Genomic DNA, 22,361 nt, shown 5'->3' with positions numbered 1-22,361 from the left:
ACACGACATTCGTCGCGAAGGTAGCTTTCGCAGGTCACACCAATGCAAACACGAAGCCCGATGATCTAGGCGGTATCGAACGCGGAAAGCCAAGCAGAGTCCAGTCCGCAATTTCGACAATATGCGGCAAGTCTGTCACGTGACTGCCCGCGGCGGGCGAGTCCGAGATAGCGCGCTGCATTCTTCCAGAATATGTTCTGCTGCTGATCAGGGCCGACATCGGCCAACGTCAGTTGTTCGCTGATCCTTGGGATGTAGTTGTTGTAATTTGTCTCGAGCGCCATCATTGACCAGTCTGTCCCGAACATCAGATGCGCTGCGTTCCTATCGTATTGTCGAATCCACTTACCCAGCTGCCGACGTATTTCTTTTCGGTAGGTTTCAGTGACCTCGGGGCTGACGAGCTCACTAAAATAGCTAAGGTCGGCGAATAAGTTGGAACGCTTGTCACTGTCGATTGTCTTGCCGATTATGGATTCCCAACTCGGCCCGCTGAATTTATCTTCTTCGCACGACGACTGGGAACTGGCTACCTCGCCGGGCCGCATTACTTCGTCGAAGCCGCCGAAATGGGCCAGATTGATTCTCATGTTGTCGTAGTCATTCGTGGAAAGGAGCCGCCGCCAAAAGACCGGGTTGGCTTTTTTCCCGTACCCGCAACCTGCACCGATGCTGTTTTCTGCATGCGCCATGATAGGCACGTCCGCATCCTTGCACCAATCGTAGAGCCGCCGCAGCGCAGTTTCGATTGGACCTTTATTGTCTGATGCCTGGAACCCCATCGGCGGATAAAGTTTTACGCCAACGAACCCGTGCTCCAGTATCGCGCGCTTGACGAGTGCGAGCGACGTGCCTGGTTCTTGGACCTCTCGACGCGGGTCAAACCCGACAAAGCTGTGCATGTGGATACCCGTCGATCTTGCGATGTGAGCTTGGACGGCATCCATGACGTCTATTTGGTCGGACTGCTGCGAAACCTCTCCGGGAAGCCATTTCTCGAAGTCGAGAATGCTTGGCGTGACTAGCGAGACGTAGCGATTGGAGGCGAAGATTCGGATGTACTCACGGGCGAGCGTTTCCCGGTAGTCCAGCATCAGCATCGCGAACGCGATGTAGCGCTGCAGCTCGCCCCGGTTCAGGAGTACAGTTGCGATGGTGTCCGCTTCGCCTTCCGTCATCGATGCGCCGCGCCGAGCCAAGCCTGTGCTTGCGCTGAATTCCGCCAGCAGGCCCTCGTAGTTTGGAGGAACCGCAAATCGCAGCGTTGTAAACTCTTGCGTAGACCTGCCCCCCCGCACGAGTTGGTCGAGCTTTAGAACTGCCTCTTGTAGCTGTCTTCTCTTGCGGCGTTCGATTTCGGCGCGGGTCGGCCGATCAGTAGCCCTATTGAGTATGAGGATTTCTTCTTTTGCACTTGGGGCCGCTCCACTGAGCAAGACAACAAGAAAGACAATGAAAGCGTTCAAGAGTTTCAAGTAAGCAGGGCCATTTCGCGCCGAAACGAACTCGGGTTCTTGTTCCCCCAGCATTACATAGCGGACAAAGCCTTCGACGGGCACGTCGGCGGCGTTGAAGAAATGGCAATGGACATCAACAACCGGAAAATCCATTGAGCAGGAACCTGGTTGTGGTCGAGGTGTCCCGCAGCCTTCCAGAAAGCTGAACAACGTCCCCGCTGAAAGGAATTTCAGTATGTCCCTCCGTGTAAGGGCACTCGACGAAGCTCTCTCCTCAAACATGCCATCCCCCATGTCCGCCGCCCGTTAGCGACGACACTACTTCGTGCCGTACTCAAATCAACACGATTAATTGGCTCGAGAGATGATCCCACAGTGGCTGCGGCGGCTTTGGAGGTCGTATCATTCATGTTACTGTCACCTTGAAGGCGGACATGTGCATGGTTGCTGGAGCTTCCAAGTATGATTTCCAAAGATATCTGCCCGGTGGTCTTGTTCAATGGTCCACTTTGGCGGCGTGCGAAATCGACGGACCATCACGTGAGGTTTTTCTGGGCTCGCTCCTGCTCACGGACATTTCCGGCTTCACGCGTTTTACAGCCAAGCTTTCTGAAAGCGATCGCGCTGAGGGGGCGGAGCGCGTCAGTCGACTCCTCAATGATTTTATGGCCAACCTTGTGCGCCATATTGAGGGTCATGGCGGAACTGTACTCGGTTTTGGGGGCGATTCCTTGCTTGCCGGGTGGCAGGCCCAATCATTGGCCGATTTGAAGTCTGCGGCCTGGCGAAGCTGCTATTGCGCGGAGCGCATTCGTGCGGAAATTCAAGGGCCAACTCTCGAGGAGGAGCTTCTTCATCTCCGTTTTGGTGTCGGCGCGGGCGAGATCGCATTCATACACCTACTGCCGCACACAGACCAACGATGGCTTGTTGTCAGCGGAGACTGCCTTTCGCAAGTTGCACGCTGCGGACAAATCACTGACACGGGGGAGATTGTGGTTTCCAATGAAGTCTGGGGGCTGCTCCAAGCACATTCCCGTGGACGGATCGGGCGCGAGGGAACCGTACGTCTCGAATGGGTCGAGACTTTCTCGACTGACAGCGAGACATCTTCGCCAGCACAAGTCTCGGTCCCTGACAGTTTGATCGCCTACCTTCCGTTGGGACTGCGCGGCCGCCTACTGTTCCCTCTGTCTCGATGGCTGGCGGATTTACGGACTGTCACGGCAATGTTCGTGCATATTACCCGCCCCAGTCTTGACGCTGACCTCGACCGTCTCAACAAGCTCGTCGACAGTAGCATCTCAACCGTCACCCGTGCCGGCGGCGAGGTCCTTGACATCTCCATGCAAGCCAGCGGCCTGCAAACATTTGCAGTGTTCGGACTTCCCGGCGAGAAGCATTCCGACAACGTTAGGCGTGCCATCGTTTCGGCCCTTCGGCTGTCGGATGAATTGACTGGGCTGGGGGCGCAGCCATCAATCGGCATCGCTACCGGAGAGACTTTCTGCGGCATGCTGGGCGCACCGCATCGGGCCAACTACTCGGTCGTGGGAGAAGCGGTGAATACTGCGGCCCGCTTCGCGAGAGTGGCGGCAGGACGAATTGTCGTCGACAGGACAAGCGCAGAGGAGACTGGACGCCAAATAGCTTTCGAGGGGCCGTGGGTACTCTCCATTCCGGGTGTGCGCGGAGAGGTTCCCGCCTTCGTCCCAGTGGCCGCAAGAAGCCCGCCGTACATTCCGAAACCGCCCAAGCTCGTGAACCGCCTGGCCGAGCTCGAACTCCTGCTTGGATACCTCGAGGGAGTACGGAACGGGGAAACGGGCGTCCTGATAGTCAAGGGTGATCCGGGTGTTGGAAAGTCAGCCTTGCTGCGGACATTCGTTGAGCAGGCCCGTGACAAAGGTGTCCGCATCCTTACCGGCAGTGCAGACGAAATCGAGCGCGGGACGCCTTATTTTGCATGGCGGGCAATCATACGTGAACTCCTTGGGCTTGGGGAAACTCGTGGGGAGGAAGCGCGAGACTTGGCCGATCTATACTTTGATGGAACGCCGGATCTCGCGCCTTTGGCTCCGCTGCTCAATGACGCTATCGACCTGACAGTTCCTGAAACGATCGAGACGCTGGCAATGTCGGGTGACGGCCGCACGCGCAATCTCCGACGGCTGCTCCGCGAGCTTGTCACGCACGCCTTTGAAAAGGGGCCAGCTGTCCTCGTGCTGGAAGATGTCCACTGGCTAGACGAGGCTTCCGGCCTGTTGCTGGGAAGCCTGTTTTCCATCGAGCGGCCGATCCCCGTGGTCGCTTCAACCCGGGTCCCGGAAACGGAAGCCGTTCTTAGAAGATGGGCCGGCTCACAAGAATTCAGCCTCCGCTTGATCGAACTCAAGCCGCTCGGCTTTGAGGATACGGCCACCCTCGTACGCACATCCTTGAGCGAGGGCTCATCGGGGAAATTCGACGAGGTGATCTACGCACAGTCTGGAGGAAATCCGTTCCTCATAGGCGAAATCTGCCGGATGATGAACGAGCGCGCAACTGCCGATTCGAGCCAAGCGTCTACACCGACAAAAACCTCGAATTCCACCAGCGAAGCCGCGTTGCTCAGCGCCGCCAAGGCCATTGTGCTCAGCCGCACCGATTCTCTGCCAACCGACCGACAGGTGCTGCTGAAACTTGCCAGCGCAATTGGCTCGTCCTTCACGGCGACCGAATTAACTGCGCTGGATCCGGTCAAATCCGTGCAAGTGGACGTCTCCGAATGTCTCTCTCATCTTCGATCAGTGAATCTGATAAAGGTCGACGATAACTGGCCTGACCGCTTCGCCTTCAGCCACGCGATCATCCGGAAGGCCGTCTACGACAGCATGCTTGCGGAACAGCGTCGGGAGGCACATGCGGCAATTGCAATGGCCATGGAGGAGAGCGGGCAGCCCGACAATGCCGAGAATCTGCCACTGATCCTGAGTCATTGGGAACGCGCGGGAGATCTGCGAAAATCCTACAACTATCTCGACCGAGTAGCCGAGCTTCGTTTGCGGCAATTCGACAACGCTGCAGTGGTGGATCTGATCTCCAGATTTCTCCGGGCATCGGACGAGGCGTCCATAGAAGTTGATCCGCACAGACGGGCCGCGGCCTGCTTCATGCTTGGGGAGGCAGACCTCAATCTTGGCAGGGCCGAGGCGGCCAGGCAGGCCTATGAGGAAGGACTGCGGATTGCGGGCGTCCCCCTCCCTGTCTCACCCGCAAGCCTCACATTGCATCTTGTCCTGGATTTGGCCGAACAAGTGTGGCGTCGGGTGATTCACCGAGATACCGACTGGATTTTGAAGCGCGAACTGGCCCCGCTGCAATCCGAGCCGTTCCTGCTGGCGGCGAAAGCCCATGAGGACCTCACACGAATCTATTACTTCACAAGCCAGAAGATGAGGCTCGTCCACGCCACGTTGCGAGCCACAAATCTGGCCGAGCGAAACAGGTTCGTCACGCCAACAACGGCTGCCAACTACGCGAGCCTCGGTGCGATATGCGGAGTGATCCCACTTCGCAAGCAGGCGGAGCATTACAGTCGCCTGGCCGCCGTTCTCTCGGAGCGGATAGACCATCCGGGAACGCGTATTCGAGTTCATTTGCTAGGCGGCCTATATCAAACGAGCATTGGCCGCTGGCGCGAAGCGCAGCGGAACTTTGTGTTGGGACTCGAGCGTGCCTCGGCCTTGGGTGATATGCGGCGCTGGTGCGAACTGGCGGTCGGCTTGGAGACAATTTCAGGTCCTTGGCTACTGACGCCTGCCTTCGAGGGGACCAATAGTTGGCAAAGGCTTGTAGAACGAATTTGCGAAGAGGGTCGTACGAGGGGCGATACACAAGTACTTGGATGCGGTTTGCTCGGAGGAATACGTGGTTTCGCGGCGCTGGGACGATGGGACGCCGCAGACCGGTTGCTCGCGGAGTTTGCTGAGGTGCTCGCCGGACAGGTTGGTGGTCTCGAATTGGTGCACTGTGTGGAGGGGTCTTCGTTCCTTGCTGATGCTGCGCTCAAACGCGGCAGCAATGCAGAAGCGACATCCTGGCTTGAGCGCGCCTTCAATTGGGCCGCGGACTTGAATCCTGCAATGAAGACGCGCACCTTGCCGGCTTTGGTCTGCCTTTTCGCAGTGGCCATCGACCGCGGCGGCGGAGATGTCTCCGGGGCACGCTCCGTGCTCGCCAAGCTTCGGCGTTTCGCGCACGTCTTTCCGATCGGCCGCCCCGCCGCGTTCTTGTGCGGGGCGGCCCTTCACGCACGCCTCGGCCATCCCCGGCGAGCGAAGCGATCCGCACTCCGCGCATTTCAGAAGGCCATCCAATTGGAAATGCCTGCCGATGCGGCTGAGGCCATGGAACGTCTTCCCGAACTGGCAGATTGCCGACAAGAATTTGGGCGGATGTTTGCCGACTCCGACTCGCCTTGGGGCGAAGTGCTTCGGTCGGCCGATGGCGACATCCGCTCCGTCTCTGCCATTTCGCGGATAAGTTCAGGAAATTGGCGATGACGCAAACCCGGATGCCGCGAGTGCTCATCGTTCTTGCCCACTTCGACGAAACCCGTAACCCGAAGGGTCGTCCCGATTTCGTCCCGCAAGGCACGGGACATGCCTTTCTAGCCGGTGCCTTCAACCGCGAAACGGTACAGGTACGCATCTATAGCGAATTTCACGACGGCCCGCTCCTCGACGAGGCGGCATTCGCCTGGCCCGACATGCTCGTGTTGACGGGAGTCACGGCTTCATTCGACCGCATGCGCCATCTTACCGCCTATGTGCGGACGAAGGCTCCCTGGTGTGTGGTGGTCGTCGGCGGTCCCGCCGCCCGCACCCTGCCCTTAAGTAGCGCTAGGGTTTTCGATTATGTCTGCGACGGTGACGTCGAAGACCTTCAGCTCGTAGCACGCGAAGTGTTCGGGGACTGGGCTGTCTCGGAAAGCGTGTTGCCGCGGCTCGATCTCCTCAACTGGCGCAGCCCTGTCAACTACATAGAAACCAGCCGCTACTGCAATTTCAGATGCACGTTCTGCGCGTTGACGGCTGAAGGAAGAAGCTACCGCATTTATGATCATGGCTACATCGAGGCGCAAATCCGCAATGCGCCACGCAACAAATACGCGATGTTCATCGACAACAACTTCTACGGTAACAACAGAGACGCATTCCTCTCCAAGCTGCAGGTGATCAAGTCATTGTGGCGAGAAGGGTTGTTCAAAGGCTGGCTTGCACTCGTTACCTGGGATTTCTTCAAGGACACCCGAAATCTGGATGCCGTGCGCGAGTCCGGTTGCCTCGGCCTGTTTAGCGGCGTGGAAAGTCTCAGCGAAACTCAGCTCAGGAGGTACCAGAAAAAGCAGAACCTAGTGGTTCCCCAGCTGGATGCCATTCGCGCGTGCCTCGAGGCTGGAGTGGTATTCCAGTACGGCTTAATTTTCGACCCCTCGTCACAAACCCTGCAGGCGATCCGCGATGAACTTGCATTCCTGACCAGCGAGCGATCGGTGCCGCTGCCTGCATTCTTGAGTCTGACCATTCCGCTCCTGGGGACGCCGCTCTTTAACGAATGCGTAGCCAACAAGCGCTTTCTGCCCTCGGCTAAGTTGCGCGACATGGACGGGTTCACGCTAATGACACGCCCCCTAGACCCAATGGAAGCCGTGGCTCTGTTCGCGCGACGAGTGGCGCGACTCCATGGTTACCGGTATCGCATACTGCGTCACTGCCTTGGATTCTACCTTACCTACCGCCAGTCGCTTTCGGGGAGGCAGATGATCCATATGCTCGCCAACAGCGCACGTCTGACCCTTCCGTCGATAATTCACCGTCGAGGTTTCCCGACGAGATCGAGTGCTGACGACAGGCTTACATATGTTACTACTACGCAGCCGCTCGGGCCTCTGTACACTCCGCTTTTCCACCTACCAGAGATGTTCCGCGGGCACTTCTCACCGACGATGATCACCGATGCATCTGGTGAGCTGGATGAGGACCTAGCCAGGAACCTCGAAGCGCGAAGCGGACGAACAAAGATATCTCACCCCAATTGAGGGGTGACGATCCTACGCCACAGCGAAATGCGCGCATGGCCTAACGCCAATCTTGCGCCAGAACCCCGCTCCCTCTGATAGGCTTTGACGGCGGACCCGCATCCATATTCCGGGAACCAGTAAAATGGACACATGGGGTAATCGCGGGAGCGAGTCGCCCTGAACCAGCACAGTTATGGAAGCAGGTGGCTGCTCCCCGATAAGATGGAAATACGGGCTCACGACCTGACGCCGGGCCCAAGCATCTGATGGAGAACAGCCATGGAAGAAAATATATCGGTCTCGATGTGTCGATGAAAGAGACGGCGGTTTCTATTCGACGTGAAGGCAAGCGCATCTGGCGTGGGAGATGCGCCTCTGATCCAAAAATCATTGCCGAGCTTAGACGGAGCAGGGACTCCGGGACCTTCTTGTCGAGCCATGTTCTCCTCCCTGAAAGTGCTGCATGTTTGCATGCAACGGCTATGCAATACGCGGGTTGCAAGGGAACGATTTGTCTGCGGTTCGAAGCTACTGCTCTCCCTGAGCGGCCGTCGTCCGCCACTTCGCCTTCAACCTGCTGCGAAGCATCGACGACAAGCGAAGCTTGAAGCTGCGCCGCAAACGAGCCGCTAGAAACAACCAATACCTCGAACAGATCCTCCAACCCTCAACCCGTTAACTCGGATTCAAAGTCGTGATTTTACCTCTGGGCCAGGTTAAAATGAGAGGCGTTTTGAGACTGCCGCCAACGTGATCGGCAATGCCGTCCGCGTCATGCGCACTGACAAGCGCCTCCTCGACCCGAACTATCCGCCCGAACCTGAAGTCTATATCAAGCGCAAGCCGCGGCGGCCCGTGCTGGCGAAGCAACGGACGGGAGGAGGTCGCCGCACAGCGCGAGTTTAGCCTGATCTTACTGGCTGGCGACAAGTATCCGCACAAGGGTCATCTTGTCGCCGGAGCTTCCGCGCTCGCCCCTGCAACGCAGACGACAGAGGTCACTGTGGAGTAGTGATTAAGAACGCGTCCCCTGGGCGGCCATTTGGAAACGACTACGCAAGGATCCCTTTTTGCTATCCCACTAAGGCTGCCAAGCCTCGGCTCGCTAGGCCACGGCAATGTGGCGGACATGGTCGGCTAGGGCCAGCGAAGAGGTCAGTCCCGGCGACTCTATCCCGAAGAGGTTGATAAAGCCTGGAATGCCATGCGTCTCCGGACCTTGGATCATGAAATCCTGGCTGCCGATTTCCGGAGGCACTATCTTCGGCCTGATCCCCGAATATGCCTGCTGCGGTGTTCCGTTCTTCAAATCCGGATAGTACCGCCTCACACTGGCATAAAATGACTCTGCCCTGCGCGGGTCGACCTCGTAATCGAGGCGGCTGACCCATTCGACATCAGGTCCGAATCGCGCCTGTCCACCCATGTCGAGCGTCAGGTGGACGCCCAATCCGCCTTTCACGGGGACCGGATAGATGAGCCTCGAAAACGGCGACTTTCCGCTGAGTGAAAAATAATTGCCTTTGGCGTAATATTCTTTCGGAATGAGGTCCGTCGGCACGCCCTGGAGTTTTCTCGCCAGAGCCGGCGCTTGCAGTCCGGCGGCGTTGACGAACAGCTTGCAGCGGATGGATGCCGGGTCTGCCCCGCCGACATCGAGGACTATGCCGCCCTCTTCAATCCTTCCTCCCAGGACCGGGCTGTTGAGAACCAGTGCCGCTCCCGCTTTCTGGGCATCGCCGAGCAACGACAACATGTAGGCATGGCTGTCCAAGATTCCGGTGGAAGGAGAGATGAGCGCGCCAGTCGTCGCCAGCGCAGGCTCCAGCGCCATGGCCTCGGCCGCCGAAATCCGGCGCAAGTCCGAAACGCCATTCGTAGCCGCCCGTGCCGTGATCGCAGGAAGCATCTCGAGTTCTTCCGCCGAAGTCGCGACGATCAGCTTGCCGCATTTGCGGTGCGGGATGCCGCGCGCGCGGCAGTAGGCATAAAGGGCGTTGCGCCCGGCAACACAGAGCCGTGCCATCAGGCTTCCGGCCGGATAATAGATCCCGGCGTGGATTACTTCGCTGTTGCGGGACGAGATTTCGGTGCCGATCGCATCGGCGGTTTCGAGAATGACAACCTCGCGTCCGGCAATAGCCAGCGCGCGGGCAACCGCCAGTCCGATCACCCCTGCCCCTGCAACGATACAGTCCAGTTCTTCCAGAGCCATTTCCGGTGCCTTGCGTTCCCGGTCATCAGGGCGTGCGAGCCGGATCTCAGGTTCCTGCATTGTCGGCTCGCCGTTCTCGTCATATTTCTGGAGGATCAAATCCTTGCCGTTCTCGGTCATGGCGTGGACACCGTCCCCGGCATTCGTGGCGAATGGCCCGACCCTTGATGACGATCGGCGAGGCTTCAACGTCTATCGTGAACTCGCGCATTGCCTCCGGGCCGCCATAGGCATCGATCTCATTGATGAGTCCTGTCGCGCATGCTCCGTCCGCAACGCTTTGACCGCGCTGGAGAGCCACCATGTCGGCCCGTGTCAATTGGCTGAGCCTCATGGTTTCGGCAGCGGACGGCATCGCCCCCGACAGGAAGAATGCAGCGGAAGCCACTGCCAGTGCAACAGAATTGGCTTTTCGCATTTTTGAACTTGTCCCACCCTTTGTATGCGAGGACATTATCCTGGCGGCATCGCTCCGGAAAGCGGTCTTGGGCACAGAAGGTGGAATATTTTCATGGGCTTGGATGACAGCAGCTTCGCCGGTCTCATCGTAACGCCCGACACTGTCCTCACGAGCAAGAGCCGAGCGGAAGCAGTGCGCACCGCACGGGCCTAAAGCGCGGTCGTAAGTGATCCCGTCGACTTCGTCACAGGCATGCGGCAATACCACCTGTCGGACGGCGGCTACTCGCGGATATGCGCGAACGAAGAGGGGAAAGTCTGGTTGACCTCCAACAGTCGGGACCAAGTCAAGGAAGCTTGGAAAACTCCTGAAGCCAAGGCAGCGGCCGAGGCCGTCGGACAGAAGATCGTCAGCGCCGTCGAGTTGGCAACGCGCATCGCTCCTTAACGGATGCCCTCGATCGCTTTGTCAGGATGTCCCTGCGCCACCTCCAGCCGTCGATCATTTTCGGGCGGAGTCTTCTACTTCGTAATAGCGCTTCACCTGTCCGTGTTCCCGCAAAGCCTCTGGCCGATACGGTTTCAGGACATTGTACTGCAGCACCTCGGGCAACTCGAAGCGGTCCAGCACGGATCGATGCAGTACGGCGTCCGCGGGTACCTTGCGGACCAGACTTCGGGTGTGCCTGTAGACACCGTTCCTTTTCTCGTCATGCTGCGGGCCTGCGGCATCGGGGAAAAGGCTCAACCAGGCTTGGTCATGGACCAATCCGACGGCCGTCGCGGCATCCAGCATCCATTTGAGCGCCGTGTCCGAAAGGCGTGAATCGTTTTCCGGATAGCTGCCCCGACATCGGAATGGTTCCCGGCGAACCAGACCTGCTCAAATCTCCTGACTCCGTTCCCGTCCACCGCCTCATCACCTATCCACCGAACCGGGTTGAATTCGGCACGGTTCTCGTCGATCGATATCGCATGGCGGGCATGGGGACTCTCGGCGACAGTTTCAGGTCGTGAAACCTCATGCGGAATTCGGTCCAGTGCCTGGTCTGGCGGGCACTGTAGCCCGGCAAGGGGCCGGGAGCCTTCAGATGTTCGCCTGCGTACCATATCGCGGCGAGGACAATGGCAAGGCCGCCCAGGACTCCTGCCCACCAAAGAAACGAGCAGGCAAAGAGCGACAGTATCCAGGAAGCAGCAATGAGGATGGCGGCCAGCAACGCGACGAATATGGCGACTGCTTGTGGGTTGGCCAGCGAAGCGACGGTGTCGAAGACCCGATGAAGTGCGGAACCGTGTTCGATGCCTCCCCGTCACCGGACCCGTACTTCCTTCTGAAACGGGCGGCGAGAAGGTTGCGCTGGTCCATCCTCATCTTCTGTTCATCAGCGGCGTCGTCGCGCCTTCCGGAACTTGTGAACTGGTAGACATCCTTTACCGCCTCCTTCGCGATCCGGAGGGTCGAGGCTTCGTCGCGAAGGAGAGGCGATCCGTCGGCCATATGCGTGGGAACGCCGAAATAGGAAAGAACGCCCCCAAGGGCGCGGACCGTGTAGGCCCCGCGGCTGAAGCCGAACAGGAATATCCGGTCGTCGGGCCTCCACATTCTGATGATGGCGGCATAACACTGGATCACATTAAGCGTCAGGCCCAGTCCGGTCGCTTGACTGACAAGATTGTGAAGGCGGCGATACAGCCTGAAGAAGAAATTGCCTTCGATGGGTTCGGTGCCGCTGCCGGGATCGTAGAAGGCCAGCTGTTCGGCGGGATTGACCGAATACTCAGGCCCGCATCGGGTGGCGCGGTAGAGCTTGTAGATGTTGCTGCGGTTCTCGTCGAAGAAGATTCCGCCTCGCTGCCCCGTTCCGTCAGCGAAAATGACGATGTTTCTCGGCATCGCTCTCCCCGTCTCGCATACAAGGGCGTGGAATCGTTTCTCGGAGCCTGCTTGCCCTGTCATTTTCGAGGCCCGGAAATGGCTGCGGCGGGGAGTAGCGCCGCAGCCATTGGCCGACGTCAGTCTCCTATCGGATTGATGTCGTTCACAAACCGGAGCATGTCGGCCATCTTGAAGTCGCCCGGGGTCGCCGAAGGCAGTGTCGGCTTCCAGTTCTTTGCCCTCCAGAGGAAGGAGTTCTGGTCGCCGTGCACGAGGCCAACAAAGACCTCCGACACGATGATCGACCCCACGGGACCGAGCCTGAGGCCGTCATGCCGCACCTTGGCTTCCTTGAGGATGTAGTACCAGAGCGGCGTCTTGGTGTGCAGGCCTTGCGACTTCGCCGCCTGCCCGTCCGTGGACCCGTTGCCATCGGATGCGATTTCGTCGGGAATGAGCGGGTTCTTGATCTTCATGTGCTCGGCGACATCCTGGCCTGACGGCAGGCCGAGTTTGACCCCGCGCTGCAGATTGCGCAAAGCGAGATTGCCGCCGCCGCCCGGCAGGCTGTGCAGCACAGGGGCCAGTTGCGGATCGATCTTGCGTGTGGGGGTCATTTTGACGGGAGCGCCGCCGCTGTCCCCCAGCTCGTAAAACCGCCGCCAGTCGATGATCCAGTTGCTTGGCAAAGCCGAAACCGGAATGGGTCCCGTGGGCGGGTTCGGGGCGAGATCGCCGATGATCGACCCCGAGAGGCCGCTGAAGTCGAACAATTGGGTGAATTCGGCGAGCGTGAAGACCTTGTTGTGGGGATATTTCTCGCGGACCATGCTGTGGCCAAGACGGTAGGCGGCGGCCGAGAATTCGACCGGCATGTAGGGCACCTTCTTGAACCGGTAGTACTTGCGGCCGTTGTGGAGGATTTTGGCCACAGTCCCCTTTTCGGTCAGGCGCTCCACCCAATCGTGCAGCACCATCCACTGGTAATGCCAGGTTGCGATCCTGCGGGCTTCCTTGAAGATGTCGGCAGGAGGGTTCGCGGAAGCGGCCAGCATGTCGCAGATGGCGTTGTGGAATTTCAGGAAGGCCAGATGCGTTTGCGCCACAAGCAGGTTTTCGTCGTTGCGGTGGTCGCCGATGAGCGCGAATCCTTCGGGGCTGCGCGGCAGGTCGTTGCGGAAGTCTCCCGTGACGCCGCCGAAGCCAACCGTGATGTTCTTGCCGATCAGCAGCTTGGGCCCGTGCTTGTTTCCTGCTGCTGAGTTGCGCGCATAGAGATGGGGACTGCCGTCGGGACCAAGGCCGTAGACGCAATCGAGGTCGACGCTCGGGGTGCGGAAGTTCTCGATGCCGAGCGGATCCTTCTCCTTGTCTCCCAGCGACGTCAGATCGAGCGTGATGTCATGGTCGACGAACTGGCCGAAATAGGTGAAGCCGGACGGAATGTTGGGATTGTTGCCGGTCTGGCTACCCGGATCCGTGTCCTTCATCGCGTCGGCGAGAACCTGGAGCTTGGCGTCAGGAACATTGAGCGGCTCAAGCTGGGGAAACATGCGCCCGAACATGCCCGGGTCCTTGTGCCCGGACAGGGCGTCCAGCAGCTCGCGGGTGGCATGGCGTCCGGCGACGCCGTGGCCGGGAGTTGTCTTGATCGCATTCGAGACGACAGCAAGCTTGGTTCCGAGACTGGTGACCTTCGCGGCAAATACCGCCGCTGGCGAAGACGATTTGGCAGTAGATTTGGGTTTGAGAGACATGAGGAGACTCCTGGACGTGCATCGGCAACCGCCTGGCACGTTGAAAGCCCCCCGGCCCTGGATAGTCTCAGCTCATATTCTGTCGATCGGATAGCAAATCATCCAGTTGCCAATCCGGTAACGATCGACAAACTGGTCGGTAAAATATGGAGCAACCAAACTTAGGTTAATCTATTTGAAGAGACCTGACAAATTTCCAACCATCATCCAAAAGGCGTAGGTACGTTCGATATCTTGCTGAACGTTGCTTGGTATGCCTTTGGAATAGCTGGAAAAGCTGGCATAAGGCAGTTCTGCTTGGTTCCGCATTCCTACCAGCGGAACGACCGTGGTGGCGTATCGGTGAATTCCCTGGGGCTGCTTTCGCGGCCGCGTACCATGTGGCTGACGGTTGAGACATTGGAGGCTTCGACACAGGCGGGAAGAACGTCGTTGCCAATCCATTGCTTGTGTTCCTGCAGTTCCATCAGGAACCGCCCGCATTTGACGCAGTAGTGGGTCTCGGAATCGATCTCATGCGAGAAATACTGATAGGACATCCGGTCACGCTTTCACTTGTGCCCGACGTCCTCCTCGCGCCCGGCAGTTTCCATGGTTTGAAAACGTGAATTAATGCTTTCTGTTCCCACTGTTAAGGAGCGGGACCGGCAACATACCGTCCGATTGTCAATCCGTTGCGCCTGCGCAGCGACTCTCCACGACGGGTCGGAATCATCGACGCAGTGCCTGTCCATTCCAGCGCGGCATAAACGGCTATCGGGACCAAATGCCGCCACACCTCTCTGCCGGACTGATCCCGGAAGGACCGAAAGGGCAAGTTCACGGCAACACGCCGGAACAGGTGGTGGCAGAAGGTTGGACTCCAGCCTTCAGGCGTGCCCTTGAGGCTCGGCCTCACTCAGCCACTTTTCGTCAAAAGCCGCTTCGCCAGGATGCATTACTGCTTCGAACGCATCGATCAGCTTTTTGGCGGCTTTGCTGGCCAAGTGGGAATCGGGGTATTTGGCCTTCACGGCCCTGGCGCGCTCATAGACTTCCTGGAGTTGCCTGACTTCCTTAGGCCCGAGTGCGCTATACACAACCTGACCGGTCATACCGTTCTCCTCCTCGCAGTACCGGAACCCTGAACAGCCCGCCCGCCGCCCGCACCAGTTCCGTTTCGGCAAGCCCTTTTTTATCACAGGCAATTTGAATTAAAAGCAAAAGCATACCTGCGATCAGGCACTCTAGAGGTGTCCTTTTCTTTGGTCGAGCCGTTCTTTAGGCTATTGCTCGCGAGGGTATCAGCCATTCGCAGAAAGGGGCACGCCGCCGCCTGGAATTAACCAATGCCTATCGGTTGTGTTTCGCCTAAGCGGGGCTTCCGTTTGCCCGAGAAGCGGCTTTCGAAATACCTGAAGGACAATTCCGCGACCGTGACGGTGATTGCGTACGAGAGGACGAAGATCACGAGCCTCCTGACTATCGGCTGTCCTGACAGATCGGCGACACGGGAAAGGAGGAAGGCAGCAGCGTTGATCGCCAGCGCGTGGACAATGTAGGCCCCGTAGGAGATTTCTCCGATCCGCCGGAAAAGGCGCGACTTCAGCAGCCAGGACACGGATCGGTCGCCTGTCGCTGCAAGCGCCACCAGACCCCCCGAGGCCACGGCCAGTGCCGTGTACATGAACACCTCACGGTAGTGGCCCCAAAGGACGCCCGAGACGACATTCTTCACAATGTCTATCCCCTGGGCATGTACAACGGAATAGTTCACCCAAGTGTAGGTAGTGGCGTAGGCGATCATCATGACGGCTCCCGCCCATGCGAGAGGGCGTGCCAGTTTGTGCAGCCGGCCGTAATGGCTGGCAAACGCCAGAAGCGCTCCCATGGCGAACGAATCCGTGTGGAGGAAGGACCCCGAATAGATCAGATAGGCGCTGGCTTCGCTGTCCAGACCGATATTGGCAAACTCCGTCGAAACGGCGAACCGCAGGAGTGGGGTGGCAACGAGGGTGACGAACAGGATGGCTATCACGGTCCGCCTCGATGCCAGGACGAGCACAGTGCCGTAAACCAGATAAAACTGCATCTCGACCGAGATCGTCCAAAGATGCCCCACGGGAAAATCGGAGAACTCGCCACGTCCAAGTCCCATGGCCACGTTGTGGAAAAAGCCCAGCAGCGAAAGGACGTCGAAGAGATCGACGCTGGCCCCCGTAGCGAAGCACACCAGAACCCCGATACCGACATAGGCATAGTAGACGGGAACAATCCGGAGTGCCCTGCGGCGAAAGAAGCCGCGCAGCCGTTCCAGCGGCGGCTGGTCCGGCGGCCGCCCGATCACCGCCAGCGTCACCACGAAGCCCGAAATCACGAAGAACAGCCAGACGCCAGTCCAGCCGAACGGCATCAGCCCGCAGTGCTGGGCCACAACGGCCGTCATCGCGAAACATCTCAGCGAGTCCACCGACGCGACGCGCTTGCTACCGTCGCCCGTCCCCGCAGGTGAAAGGGAACCCATCTTAACTCCTTCCGAACCCGCCGTCCGGCACCTTACAGCGCGGAAGCCATGACCGGGACACCGGCAGGGTTCAGCTTTTATGCGTAGGGGAAGAAGCATCCGGGAACCTCCGAAGGGAGTGCGTGCTTCGGCACCTCCGGCTACTCCCATTGACGCACTTGCCGATGACTGGCGCGTGCCGAAGGATGGGCAGTCGGACAAGCGTCCGCGTCACGGGGCCGCACCAGGCGGGGAGGCTCTCCAAAAATGCAGATCTCGTTGCCCGGGCTGCTGGTGTGTGCGGCCATTCTGGTTGTCGCATATTATTCCAGGGGGATGCTGATCATCGGCCTGATGATCTCGACGGCATTCGGCGCGACGGCGGCCATGACGCTGACCGCGCTCGGCGGATCGTCTCCGCTGATCTATACGATGTTCGCCGCGCTGCTCGTCACCGCCGTCGCGGCAAGGCGTCATATCTGGTTCGACCTCGGCAGAGTCTTCGGAAGCATACGCCCCGTCTGGATCCTGACCAGCCTCATGGCTTACGCAATTGTCGGATCATGGCTGTTTCCGAGGTTCTTCGCGGGACAGACCAGCGTGTTCGTCCAGTCCAAAGCCAGGCTCGCCGTCGTCGAGGCCTCCCTTGCCCCGGTTTCGGGAAACATTTCCCAGACCGGCTACTTCATCCTCGGCGGGTTGACCGCGATCGCGCTCTGCGCGCTTCTGCTGCACTCCGACAGGATAGACCAGGTGCGCCGTGGTTTCTTCCTGTGGTGCGGCCTGCACGCTGGCATGGGGGTGATCGACTTCATGGGCAAAAATGCCGGAGCGGGGGATTTGCTCGGTCCGATCAAGACGGCGAACTACGCAATGATAACGGGGGCGGTCGAAGCAGGTTTTTCGAGGATAACCGGAGCTTTTTCGGAAGCGTCTTCCTTCGGAGCCGTTTCCCTCGCCTGCCTGGCGTTCTGCTACACGTATTGGAGGAAAACCAACTCACGCCTGGCGCAGTGGCTGGCGGCCATCCTGCTTTTCCTCGTCGTCTTGTCGACTTCCTCGACCGCATATGTCGGCCTGGCCATCCTGTGCATTCCGGTGGCCTTCTCGATCGCGCTTTCCGTTCTCAGGGGACGGGTTGAAAGCGACGAGATACTGATCACGGCGCTTATGGTGGTCGGCGGTGTGGCTATGATGGGCATCAGCCTCTACAACCCGGCGATCTTCGAGCCGTTCGTCAACCTGATAAACTCCACCATAATCCACAAGGCGGATTCTTCCTCGGGTCAGGAGCGCACATACTGGAACGTCAAAAGTCTCCAGGCATTCCTGGACACCAGCGGCCTTGGCATCGGGTTCGGGAGTTCGAGGGCGTCGAGCTGGCCGATCGCCGTCCTGTCCCAGCTCGGCTTCTTCGGATCCCTGATGATGGCGATCCTCCTTGGCGTCCTGGTCAGGGGAATGGGGAAGTTGCGGAATTGGGTCGATCCGGAGACCGATGCCGTCGTGGCCAGCGTCAGGAATTCGGCTCTTGGCAGCATCGTAGCCAACTCTCTGGCTGGCGGCTCCCCCGATCCGGGCATCCTGTTCTTCGTAGCCTTGGCCCTCGTTTCCGCCACGAGGGTGCGCGCCCGACGAAACAGGGAAGTATTCCGGCGCGCTGCTCCCCGCCAGGGCGTGCGGGCTTGGTTTCCCCCTCCGCGGCCCTCGTCCGGGCATGCTCCGGCCTAACAGGGCACTGCCGGACACCGCGCGATTTCCTCCTTTCCCTCGCCACCTGTCGCCCCATGAGGTATCCTTCCGTCGGGGAAGAGCGGGCGGCATGTGAGGGGAAATGCCATGCCCAATGAAATCCAGCAGCCGAAACCGTTCGACCTCGTCGGCGATCCCGTGCTCATTGCCGGCATCGGCCAGGGTTTTGAAGCGACGCTCAACTGGCGCGTCCATGACGGGCATGACGAGCGCACCGGCTTCTTCAATGTCGGCGGCGGCACCGGCGAGCACGGCCAGTTCCAGGTCCAGGCGGCGATCGGCGCGGCGGCCTTCCAGCTCGACCGGCTGTTCGTCGAGGTGTTCGAGGAAAGTGCGCAGGACGGTTCGGAGATCAACAAGGTGATCGTGCCGGTGATCTACGGCCCGCGGATCGTCGCGAACTATATCGGCTTCCGCATCCATGTGGTGAAGCCGAGCGACACGCTATCGAAGATCTCCGAGGAGCACTATGGCAGCACGACCCAGTTCCAGCGCTTCGTGCGCGCCAACCCGCTGGTGATCGACAATCCGAACCTCCCCGGCCAGCAACTGAAAGTGCCGATCGGCGCGTGAGGCCGTGGCACTTGCGATAGAAACGAGATGCTCTCAGAATGTTGAACCGCCTGCCCTCGTCAACCGGCCGGGTGCGCCCTGCAGTTCCGGCTGTCTGGAACGCAGGAGTCCGACCATGTGCATTCTCGTCGCTGTTCTGATCGCCCTCTTCGCAATCGCGCCAGCTGCAGCAGGCCCGGGAGACGGCGGCGGCTCCAAGAGGACGCAACTGCATACAAGTTGATCGCAGGCTGCAGTGCACCTTGGCTTTGCATGGATGCGCTGCAGCTCCCGTTCAATACTTCTCCGAGATTTCCTGACGCCGCGGGACGCGCGAACGATAGGGGAGCCGCTGGGCGGGGTGGGTAGCGACTCCCCTATCCTGTCTTCGCGGTCTCCGCGTGACAGGCCGCGCAAGCTTTGGCCTGACGCGGGCAATCCGATGTTCGGCTTTGGAACTGCAGGCCGTCAACGAAGCCTAAGGAGGTAGAAACATCGTACTTGATGAATGCAAGCAGATCCTCCTTCCCCTATCGGATGAGGGCCGTTGAGAACGAGTACAATGGCTCCCACAAAATCAGTAACGGACAGACAGCCGGTATAACTGGCTTTCTGGTCTCAGCTATTGTAGGTTGTGCAGGAATTGAAGCAATTGCGCTGCTTTTCATGCAAGCACTTTTGCAGTTTATAAGTTCGCATCCCGCGGGGGGAACATTGTCGAAGATAGAGTGGCGAACCGACGAATTCCTGGGTGTTGCCGCGAAAAACTACAGACCCCACTCGGTGCTATGCCGCCAGGGCGATGACGATGACAGGATCTTCATCATAAAATCGGGCTGGGGCATTCTTTACCGCGATCTCCACAACGGGGAACGGCAGATAGTCGACACCCCGCTAAAGGGCGACATTGTCGGTTTCCGTTCCGTGGACGGTCCCCGGTTCGCGTCGCTAGCTTCCATAACCGAGCTGTCCGTTTATGAGGTTTCCAGGAAGGAACTGGTCGAGGCCGTCTTGTCGGACGGAATCCTTGGCAACAAGATCGCCTGCTCCCTGGCCCGCCTTAACGCCATCTTTGCCGAGCATTTGATGAACGCGGGACGGCGGAACGCGATAACACGGACGGCACACTTCCTGCTCGAACTGGAAGAGAGGCTCTCCGCCATCGGCCTGGCGGCACACGGACGATATGAATGCCCCCTTACCCAGCATGAACTTGCCGACGTCCTTGGAATGACCACCGTTCACGTCAACCGCACGCTGGGGGAACTCCGCAAGGCCGGTCTCGTCTCTTTCAGGGCGGGTCATGTACATGTGATGAGCCGCCTGAAGCTGGTCAAAACGGCCGGGTTCGACAAGGAATACCTGAGGTAGACTTTGGCACCCGGCCGTCAGCCGAAGCGCACCTGTGCCGTTTTAACCACGGGGTCAAAAATTTACGGAAACTTAACCCATGTTAAAGACTGGTTTTTAAAAAGCCATAATCTGTACAAGCTGTTCTCGGCGGCGAACCGAAGAACTTGCAAAAGAATGCAGCTGGGCAAACGCGCCTCAGCTTTCGCAAGGGGTGGGTGACAAACTTTCCAATTTGTAAAATTGCAAGGGGCTGTATTGGTCACCGCAAGGTGACCTGTGTGGAAAAGGGTGGGTATTAGTATGGATTCCACGGCAGGACTGCATAATTACACTTCAGCAAACAAGTCAGGATCCCTTCGCGGGGCGGAAAATGTCCACGAGGCAGACAAGGAATGCCTCCTCATTCTGGACAGCAGGGCGCTCGACCGCGAGTGCCTCGCGTCGGCGCTCGTTGACCACGAGCTCGGCATGGCGGTGGCCGCCGTGGGTTCGATCGAAGAGTGGCGCGGGAAGAGGGCCACGCACCCTCCCCTTGGTGCCATACTTTTCAACCTTGGTGGCCGGAGGCTTACCGACCCCGGCATTGCAGACGAAATCCGGCGCATTTCAACCGAGTTCAAGTCAATCCCTGTGGTCATCCTGGCCGACACCGACGACCTTGCACAGATACTGACTGCTCTCGAATGCGGCGCGCGCGGATACATTCCGAGTTCGGTCGGGATCGACGTCTGCGTCGAGGCCATAAACCTCGCGGCCGCGGGAGGCATTTTCGTCCCGGCCAGCAGCGTCCTTTCGATGCGGCACCTAATAGACTCCGGCAGCCGTGAAATCCAGCCTTTGACTGGCATGTTCACGATCAGGCAGGCCGAGGTCGCACAGCAGCTCGTGCGCGGCAAGGCGAACAAGATCATCGCCTACGAGCTGAATCTCCGTGAAAGCACCGTGAAGGTCCACATCCGCAACATCATGAAGAAGCTGAAGGCGACCAACCGGACGGAGGTCGCCTACAAGCTGAACGACCTCTTCTCCGACGGAACACTGGCCGAAGGTTGATCCTTTCTCCAGGCCACTACGAGAAACGGCCCTCCGCGGGAGGCGGCGGGCCGTTTCTTTAATTGTCTCTCAATGGTTCCTGAAGCCGGACGGCGCTCCGTTGCTGCGTTGGAAAAAATCGGGGAGCCGTTCGAGATAAATTGCGGCGGCTCCGGTGCGGTTTGTCGCTCCTAGTTTTCTGATGATGTGATGCAGGTGAATTTTGACGGTGTGTTCCGAAACGCCAAGATTTGCCGCGATGATCTTGTTCTGCAGTCCTTTTGAAAGCTGCTGCATCACCTGGTGCTCGCGCGGCGTCAGGTCCGTGGCTGAGCCGGCTTGATCCTTCTGCAACTTCTCCGGGTGCATGGCGGGCCGGGCGGGAAGCCTGCTTGAATTGCGCTCCCATTCAAGTGAATGAGATACGATTTTGGCCAGGTTGTCGCGAGACGGACGCCAGCCCAAATCTCCAAACAGCATGCCGCAATCCGCGACCGATTTGCCGACGTCTCCTGCCCTTCTTGGATGGACTTTCACGGCAAAGTCAACGCCGGATACCTTTTTTACGGTCTCGATCACTTCGCGGACGGAGCGTCCGCGCCCGTATCCGCAGTTGACCGCGAAACTGCTGCCGCCCTGACGGAGCCTTTCGAGAGCGAGGCGGTGGATGTCCGCGAGATCGCTGACATGGATGTAGTCCCTGACACAGGTGCCGTCGGGAGTGTCGTAGTCGGTGCCGAATACCGGAACGAAAAGCCGTTTGCCCGCAGCCGCCTCGCAAGCGACCTCTATCAGGCCTCCGGATCTTGCTCCTTGCCCAGCCCGTCCGGCAGGGTCGGCTCCCGCGGCGTTGAAGCAACGCAATGCGGCGTACCTGATGGAGTGCGCCGCCGCCGTATCGCGCAGCATCGCCTCTGCCATGAGCTTCGATTTGCCGAAGGGCGACACTGGCGACAGGACTGAGTCCTCCCTGCAGCCTTCGGCATCGCCGTAGACCGCCGCCGTGGACGAGAACACGAAGTGCCTGACACCCTCGCTGACGCAGGCTTCCATGACGGTGCGGGCGATCTCTGTATTGTTGCGGTAGTGCTTGAGTGGGTTCCTGACAGATTCTTCGACCGAACCGGATCCAGCCATGTGCACCACGGCATCGATGCCGTAGATCCTCAGCAGCCTCCGGACCATTTCGGGGTCGCCGGCATCGCCGTGGACGAATTGAGCCTTGATCGGAACAGCGGAACGTTCGCCCGAACTCAAGTCGTCGATCACGAAAACCTTCTCGCCCGCGTCAAGCAGGGCCAGAACCGTGTGGCTGCCGACATATCCGGCACCGCCAGTGACCAGTACAGCCATATTCTCCTCCCTGGAGACAGAGAGTATTGCCACCGCAGCCGCCCGGCGGCGATTCATCAAAACGGT

The 22,361-nt window shown here is 59.1% G+C and carries 17 protein-coding genes; 6 read left to right on the top strand and 11 right to left on the bottom strand.

The window, feature by feature from the left end:
- Positions 1 to 65 precede the first annotated feature (65 nt).
- Positions 66 to 1,610: an amidohydrolase family protein gene (locus G6N73_RS17540; protein WP_165029840.1), complete on the bottom strand. Its 1,545-nt coding sequence runs from the start codon at positions 1,608 to 1,610 to the stop codon at positions 66 to 68.
- A 287-nt stretch (positions 1,611 to 1,897) separates the two neighbouring features.
- Between G6N73_RS17540 and G6N73_RS17535 the strand changes: the two genes are divergently transcribed.
- Together G6N73_RS17535 and G6N73_RS17530 are read left to right on the top strand one after the other, a co-directional pair.
- Complete coding sequence (locus G6N73_RS17535) at positions 1,898 to 6,001, top strand: AAA family ATPase (protein WP_165029838.1); 4,104 nt, start codon at positions 1,898 to 1,900, stop codon at positions 5,999 to 6,001.
- Positions 5,998 to 7,539, top strand: a complete 1,542-nt coding sequence (locus G6N73_RS17530; protein WP_165029836.1) for a B12-binding domain-containing radical SAM protein — start codon at positions 5,998 to 6,000, stop codon at positions 7,537 to 7,539. Before G6N73_RS17535 ends, G6N73_RS17530 begins: the two co-directional genes overlap by 4 nt.
- Positions 7,540 to 8,626: 1,087 nt before the next feature.
- On the opposite strand, the gene G6N73_RS17525 is transcribed toward G6N73_RS17530, so the two are convergent.
- From G6N73_RS17525 to G6N73_RS17495, 9 genes are all read right to left on the bottom strand, one after another.
- Positions 8,627 to 9,736 (bottom strand): NAD(P)/FAD-dependent oxidoreductase, encoded by a 1,110-nt coding sequence (locus tag G6N73_RS17525; protein WP_165029874.1) that lies wholly within the window; start codon positions 9,734 to 9,736, stop codon positions 8,627 to 8,629.
- Positions 9,737 to 9,815: 79 nt separating this feature from the next.
- A complete protein-coding gene (locus tag G6N73_RS17520) occupies positions 9,816 to 10,154 on the bottom strand; it encodes a hypothetical protein (RefSeq protein WP_165029834.1) in 339 nt (112 codons plus the stop codon).
- A gap of 483 nt (positions 10,155 to 10,637) precedes the next feature.
- Positions 10,638 to 10,931: a hypothetical protein gene (locus G6N73_RS36950; RefSeq protein WP_246252174.1), complete on the bottom strand. Its 294-nt coding sequence runs from the start codon at positions 10,929 to 10,931 to the stop codon at positions 10,638 to 10,640.
- Positions 10,880 to 11,245, bottom strand: a complete 366-nt coding sequence (locus G6N73_RS36945; protein ID WP_246252158.1) for a T6SS phospholipase effector Tle1-like catalytic domain-containing protein — start codon at positions 11,243 to 11,245, stop codon at positions 10,880 to 10,882. The genes G6N73_RS36950 and G6N73_RS36945 overlap by 52 nt, the downstream gene beginning before the upstream one ends.
- Positions 11,223 to 12,032, bottom strand: coding sequence for a phospholipase effector Tle1 domain-containing protein (locus G6N73_RS36940; protein ID WP_246252155.1), 810 nt, complete (start codon positions 12,030 to 12,032; stop codon positions 11,223 to 11,225). The genes G6N73_RS36945 and G6N73_RS36940 overlap by 23 nt, the downstream gene beginning before the upstream one ends.
- A 119-nt stretch (positions 12,033 to 12,151) precedes the next feature.
- A complete protein-coding gene (locus G6N73_RS17510) occupies positions 12,152 to 13,771 on the bottom strand; it encodes a peroxidase family protein (protein ID WP_165029833.1) in 1,620 nt (539 codons plus the stop codon).
- Between the two features lie 311 nt (positions 13,772 to 14,082).
- On the bottom strand, positions 14,083 to 14,310 hold the full coding sequence (locus G6N73_RS17505) for a hypothetical protein (protein WP_165029831.1): 228 nt from the start codon (positions 14,308 to 14,310) through the stop codon (positions 14,083 to 14,085).
- A gap of 330 nt (positions 14,311 to 14,640) precedes the next feature.
- Positions 14,641 to 14,865, bottom strand: a complete 225-nt coding sequence (locus G6N73_RS17500; protein ID WP_165029829.1) for a hypothetical protein — start codon at positions 14,863 to 14,865, stop codon at positions 14,641 to 14,643.
- Positions 14,866 to 15,092: 227 nt separating this feature from the next.
- Entirely contained in the window at positions 15,093 to 16,274 is a 1,182-nt protein-coding gene (locus G6N73_RS17495) for an acyltransferase family protein (RefSeq protein ID WP_165029827.1), read from the bottom strand.
- Between the two features lie 246 nt (positions 16,275 to 16,520).
- Here G6N73_RS17495 and G6N73_RS17490 point away from each other — a divergent pair, with 246 nt between their 5' ends.
- The 4 genes from G6N73_RS17490 to G6N73_RS17475 all read left to right on the top strand — a co-directional run bounded on the left by G6N73_RS17490 (position 16,521) and on the right by G6N73_RS17475 (position 20,963).
- The gene (locus G6N73_RS17490; RefSeq protein ID WP_246252153.1) at positions 16,521 to 17,984 is read left to right on the top strand and encodes an O-antigen ligase family protein; all 1,464 of its coding nucleotides are present in this window, start codon (positions 16,521 to 16,523) and stop codon (positions 17,982 to 17,984) included.
- Between the two features lie 108 nt (positions 17,985 to 18,092).
- Entirely contained in the window at positions 18,093 to 18,578 is a 486-nt protein-coding gene (locus tag G6N73_RS17485; RefSeq protein ID WP_165029825.1) for a Gmad2 immunoglobulin-like domain-containing protein, read from the top strand.
- Positions 18,579 to 19,061: 483 nt separating this feature from the next.
- A complete protein-coding gene (locus G6N73_RS17480; protein ID WP_246252170.1) occupies positions 19,062 to 19,928 on the top strand; it encodes a Crp/Fnr family transcriptional regulator in 867 nt (288 codons plus the stop codon).
- Positions 19,929 to 20,210: 282 nt separating this feature from the next.
- Positions 20,211 to 20,963, top strand: coding sequence for a response regulator transcription factor (locus G6N73_RS17475; protein WP_165029870.1), 753 nt, complete (start codon positions 20,211 to 20,213; stop codon positions 20,961 to 20,963).
- A gap of 69 nt (positions 20,964 to 21,032) precedes the next feature.
- Here G6N73_RS17475 and galE read toward each other — a convergent pair whose 3' ends face one another.
- Positions 21,033 to 22,295, bottom strand: coding sequence for a UDP-glucose 4-epimerase GalE (gene galE / locus G6N73_RS17470; RefSeq protein WP_165029823.1), 1,263 nt, complete (start codon positions 22,293 to 22,295; stop codon positions 21,033 to 21,035).
- Positions 22,296 to 22,361 lie beyond the last annotated feature (66 nt).

The sequence above is a fragment of the Allomesorhizobium camelthorni genome (assembly GCF_011045125.1).
Classification (GTDB): domain Bacteria; phylum Pseudomonadota; class Alphaproteobacteria; order Rhizobiales; family Rhizobiaceae; genus Allomesorhizobium; species Allomesorhizobium camelthorni.
This window is presented reverse-complemented; position numbering and strand designations above follow the sequence as displayed.

Excerpts from the sequence above, each read along its gene's own strand:
- G6N73_RS17540 (WP_165029840.1), bottom strand. The coding sequence starts at position 1,610 with ATGGATTTTCCGGTTGTTGATGTCCATTGCCATTTCTTCAACGCCGCC.
- G6N73_RS17535 (WP_165029838.1), top strand. The coding sequence starts at position 1,898 with ATGGTTGCTGGAGCTTCCAAGTATGATTTCCAAAGATATCTGCCCGGT.
- G6N73_RS17530 (WP_165029836.1), top strand. The coding sequence starts at position 5,998 with ATGACGCAAACCCGGATGCCGCGAGTGCTCATCGTTCTTGCCCACTTC.
- G6N73_RS17525 (WP_165029874.1), bottom strand. The coding sequence starts at position 9,736 with ATGGCTCTGGAAGAACTGGACTGTATCGTTGCAGGGGCAGGGGTGATC.
- G6N73_RS17520 (WP_165029834.1), bottom strand. The coding sequence starts at position 10,154 with ATGCGAAAAGCCAATTCTGTTGCACTGGCAGTGGCTTCCGCTGCATTC.
- G6N73_RS36950 (WP_246252174.1), bottom strand. The coding sequence starts at position 10,931 with ATGCTGGATGCCGCGACGGCCGTCGGATTGGTCCATGACCAAGCCTGG.
- G6N73_RS36945 (WP_246252158.1), bottom strand. The coding sequence starts at position 11,245 with ATGGTACGCAGGCGAACATCTGAAGGCTCCCGGCCCCTTGCCGGGCTA.
- G6N73_RS36940 (WP_246252155.1), bottom strand. The coding sequence starts at position 12,032 with ATGCCGAGAAACATCGTCATTTTCGCTGACGGAACGGGGCAGCGAGGC.
- G6N73_RS17510 (WP_165029833.1), bottom strand. The coding sequence starts at position 13,771 with ATGTCTCTCAAACCCAAATCTACTGCCAAATCGTCTTCGCCAGCGGCG.
- G6N73_RS17505 (WP_165029831.1), bottom strand. The coding sequence starts at position 14,310 with ATGTCCTATCAGTATTTCTCGCATGAGATCGATTCCGAGACCCACTAC.
- G6N73_RS17500 (WP_165029829.1), bottom strand. The coding sequence starts at position 14,865 with ATGACCGGTCAGGTTGTGTATAGCGCACTCGGGCCTAAGGAAGTCAGG.
- G6N73_RS17495 (WP_165029827.1), bottom strand. The coding sequence starts at position 16,274 with ATGGGTTCCCTTTCACCTGCGGGGACGGGCGACGGTAGCAAGCGCGTC.
- G6N73_RS17490 (WP_246252153.1), top strand. The coding sequence starts at position 16,521 with ATGCAGATCTCGTTGCCCGGGCTGCTGGTGTGTGCGGCCATTCTGGTT.
- G6N73_RS17485 (WP_165029825.1), top strand. The coding sequence starts at position 18,093 with ATGCCCAATGAAATCCAGCAGCCGAAACCGTTCGACCTCGTCGGCGAT.
- G6N73_RS17480 (WP_246252170.1), top strand. The coding sequence starts at position 19,062 with ATGAATGCAAGCAGATCCTCCTTCCCCTATCGGATGAGGGCCGTTGAG.
- G6N73_RS17475 (WP_165029870.1), top strand. The coding sequence starts at position 20,211 with ATGGATTCCACGGCAGGACTGCATAATTACACTTCAGCAAACAAGTCA.
- galE (WP_165029823.1), bottom strand. The coding sequence starts at position 22,295 with ATGGCTGTACTGGTCACTGGCGGTGCCGGATATGTCGGCAGCCACACG.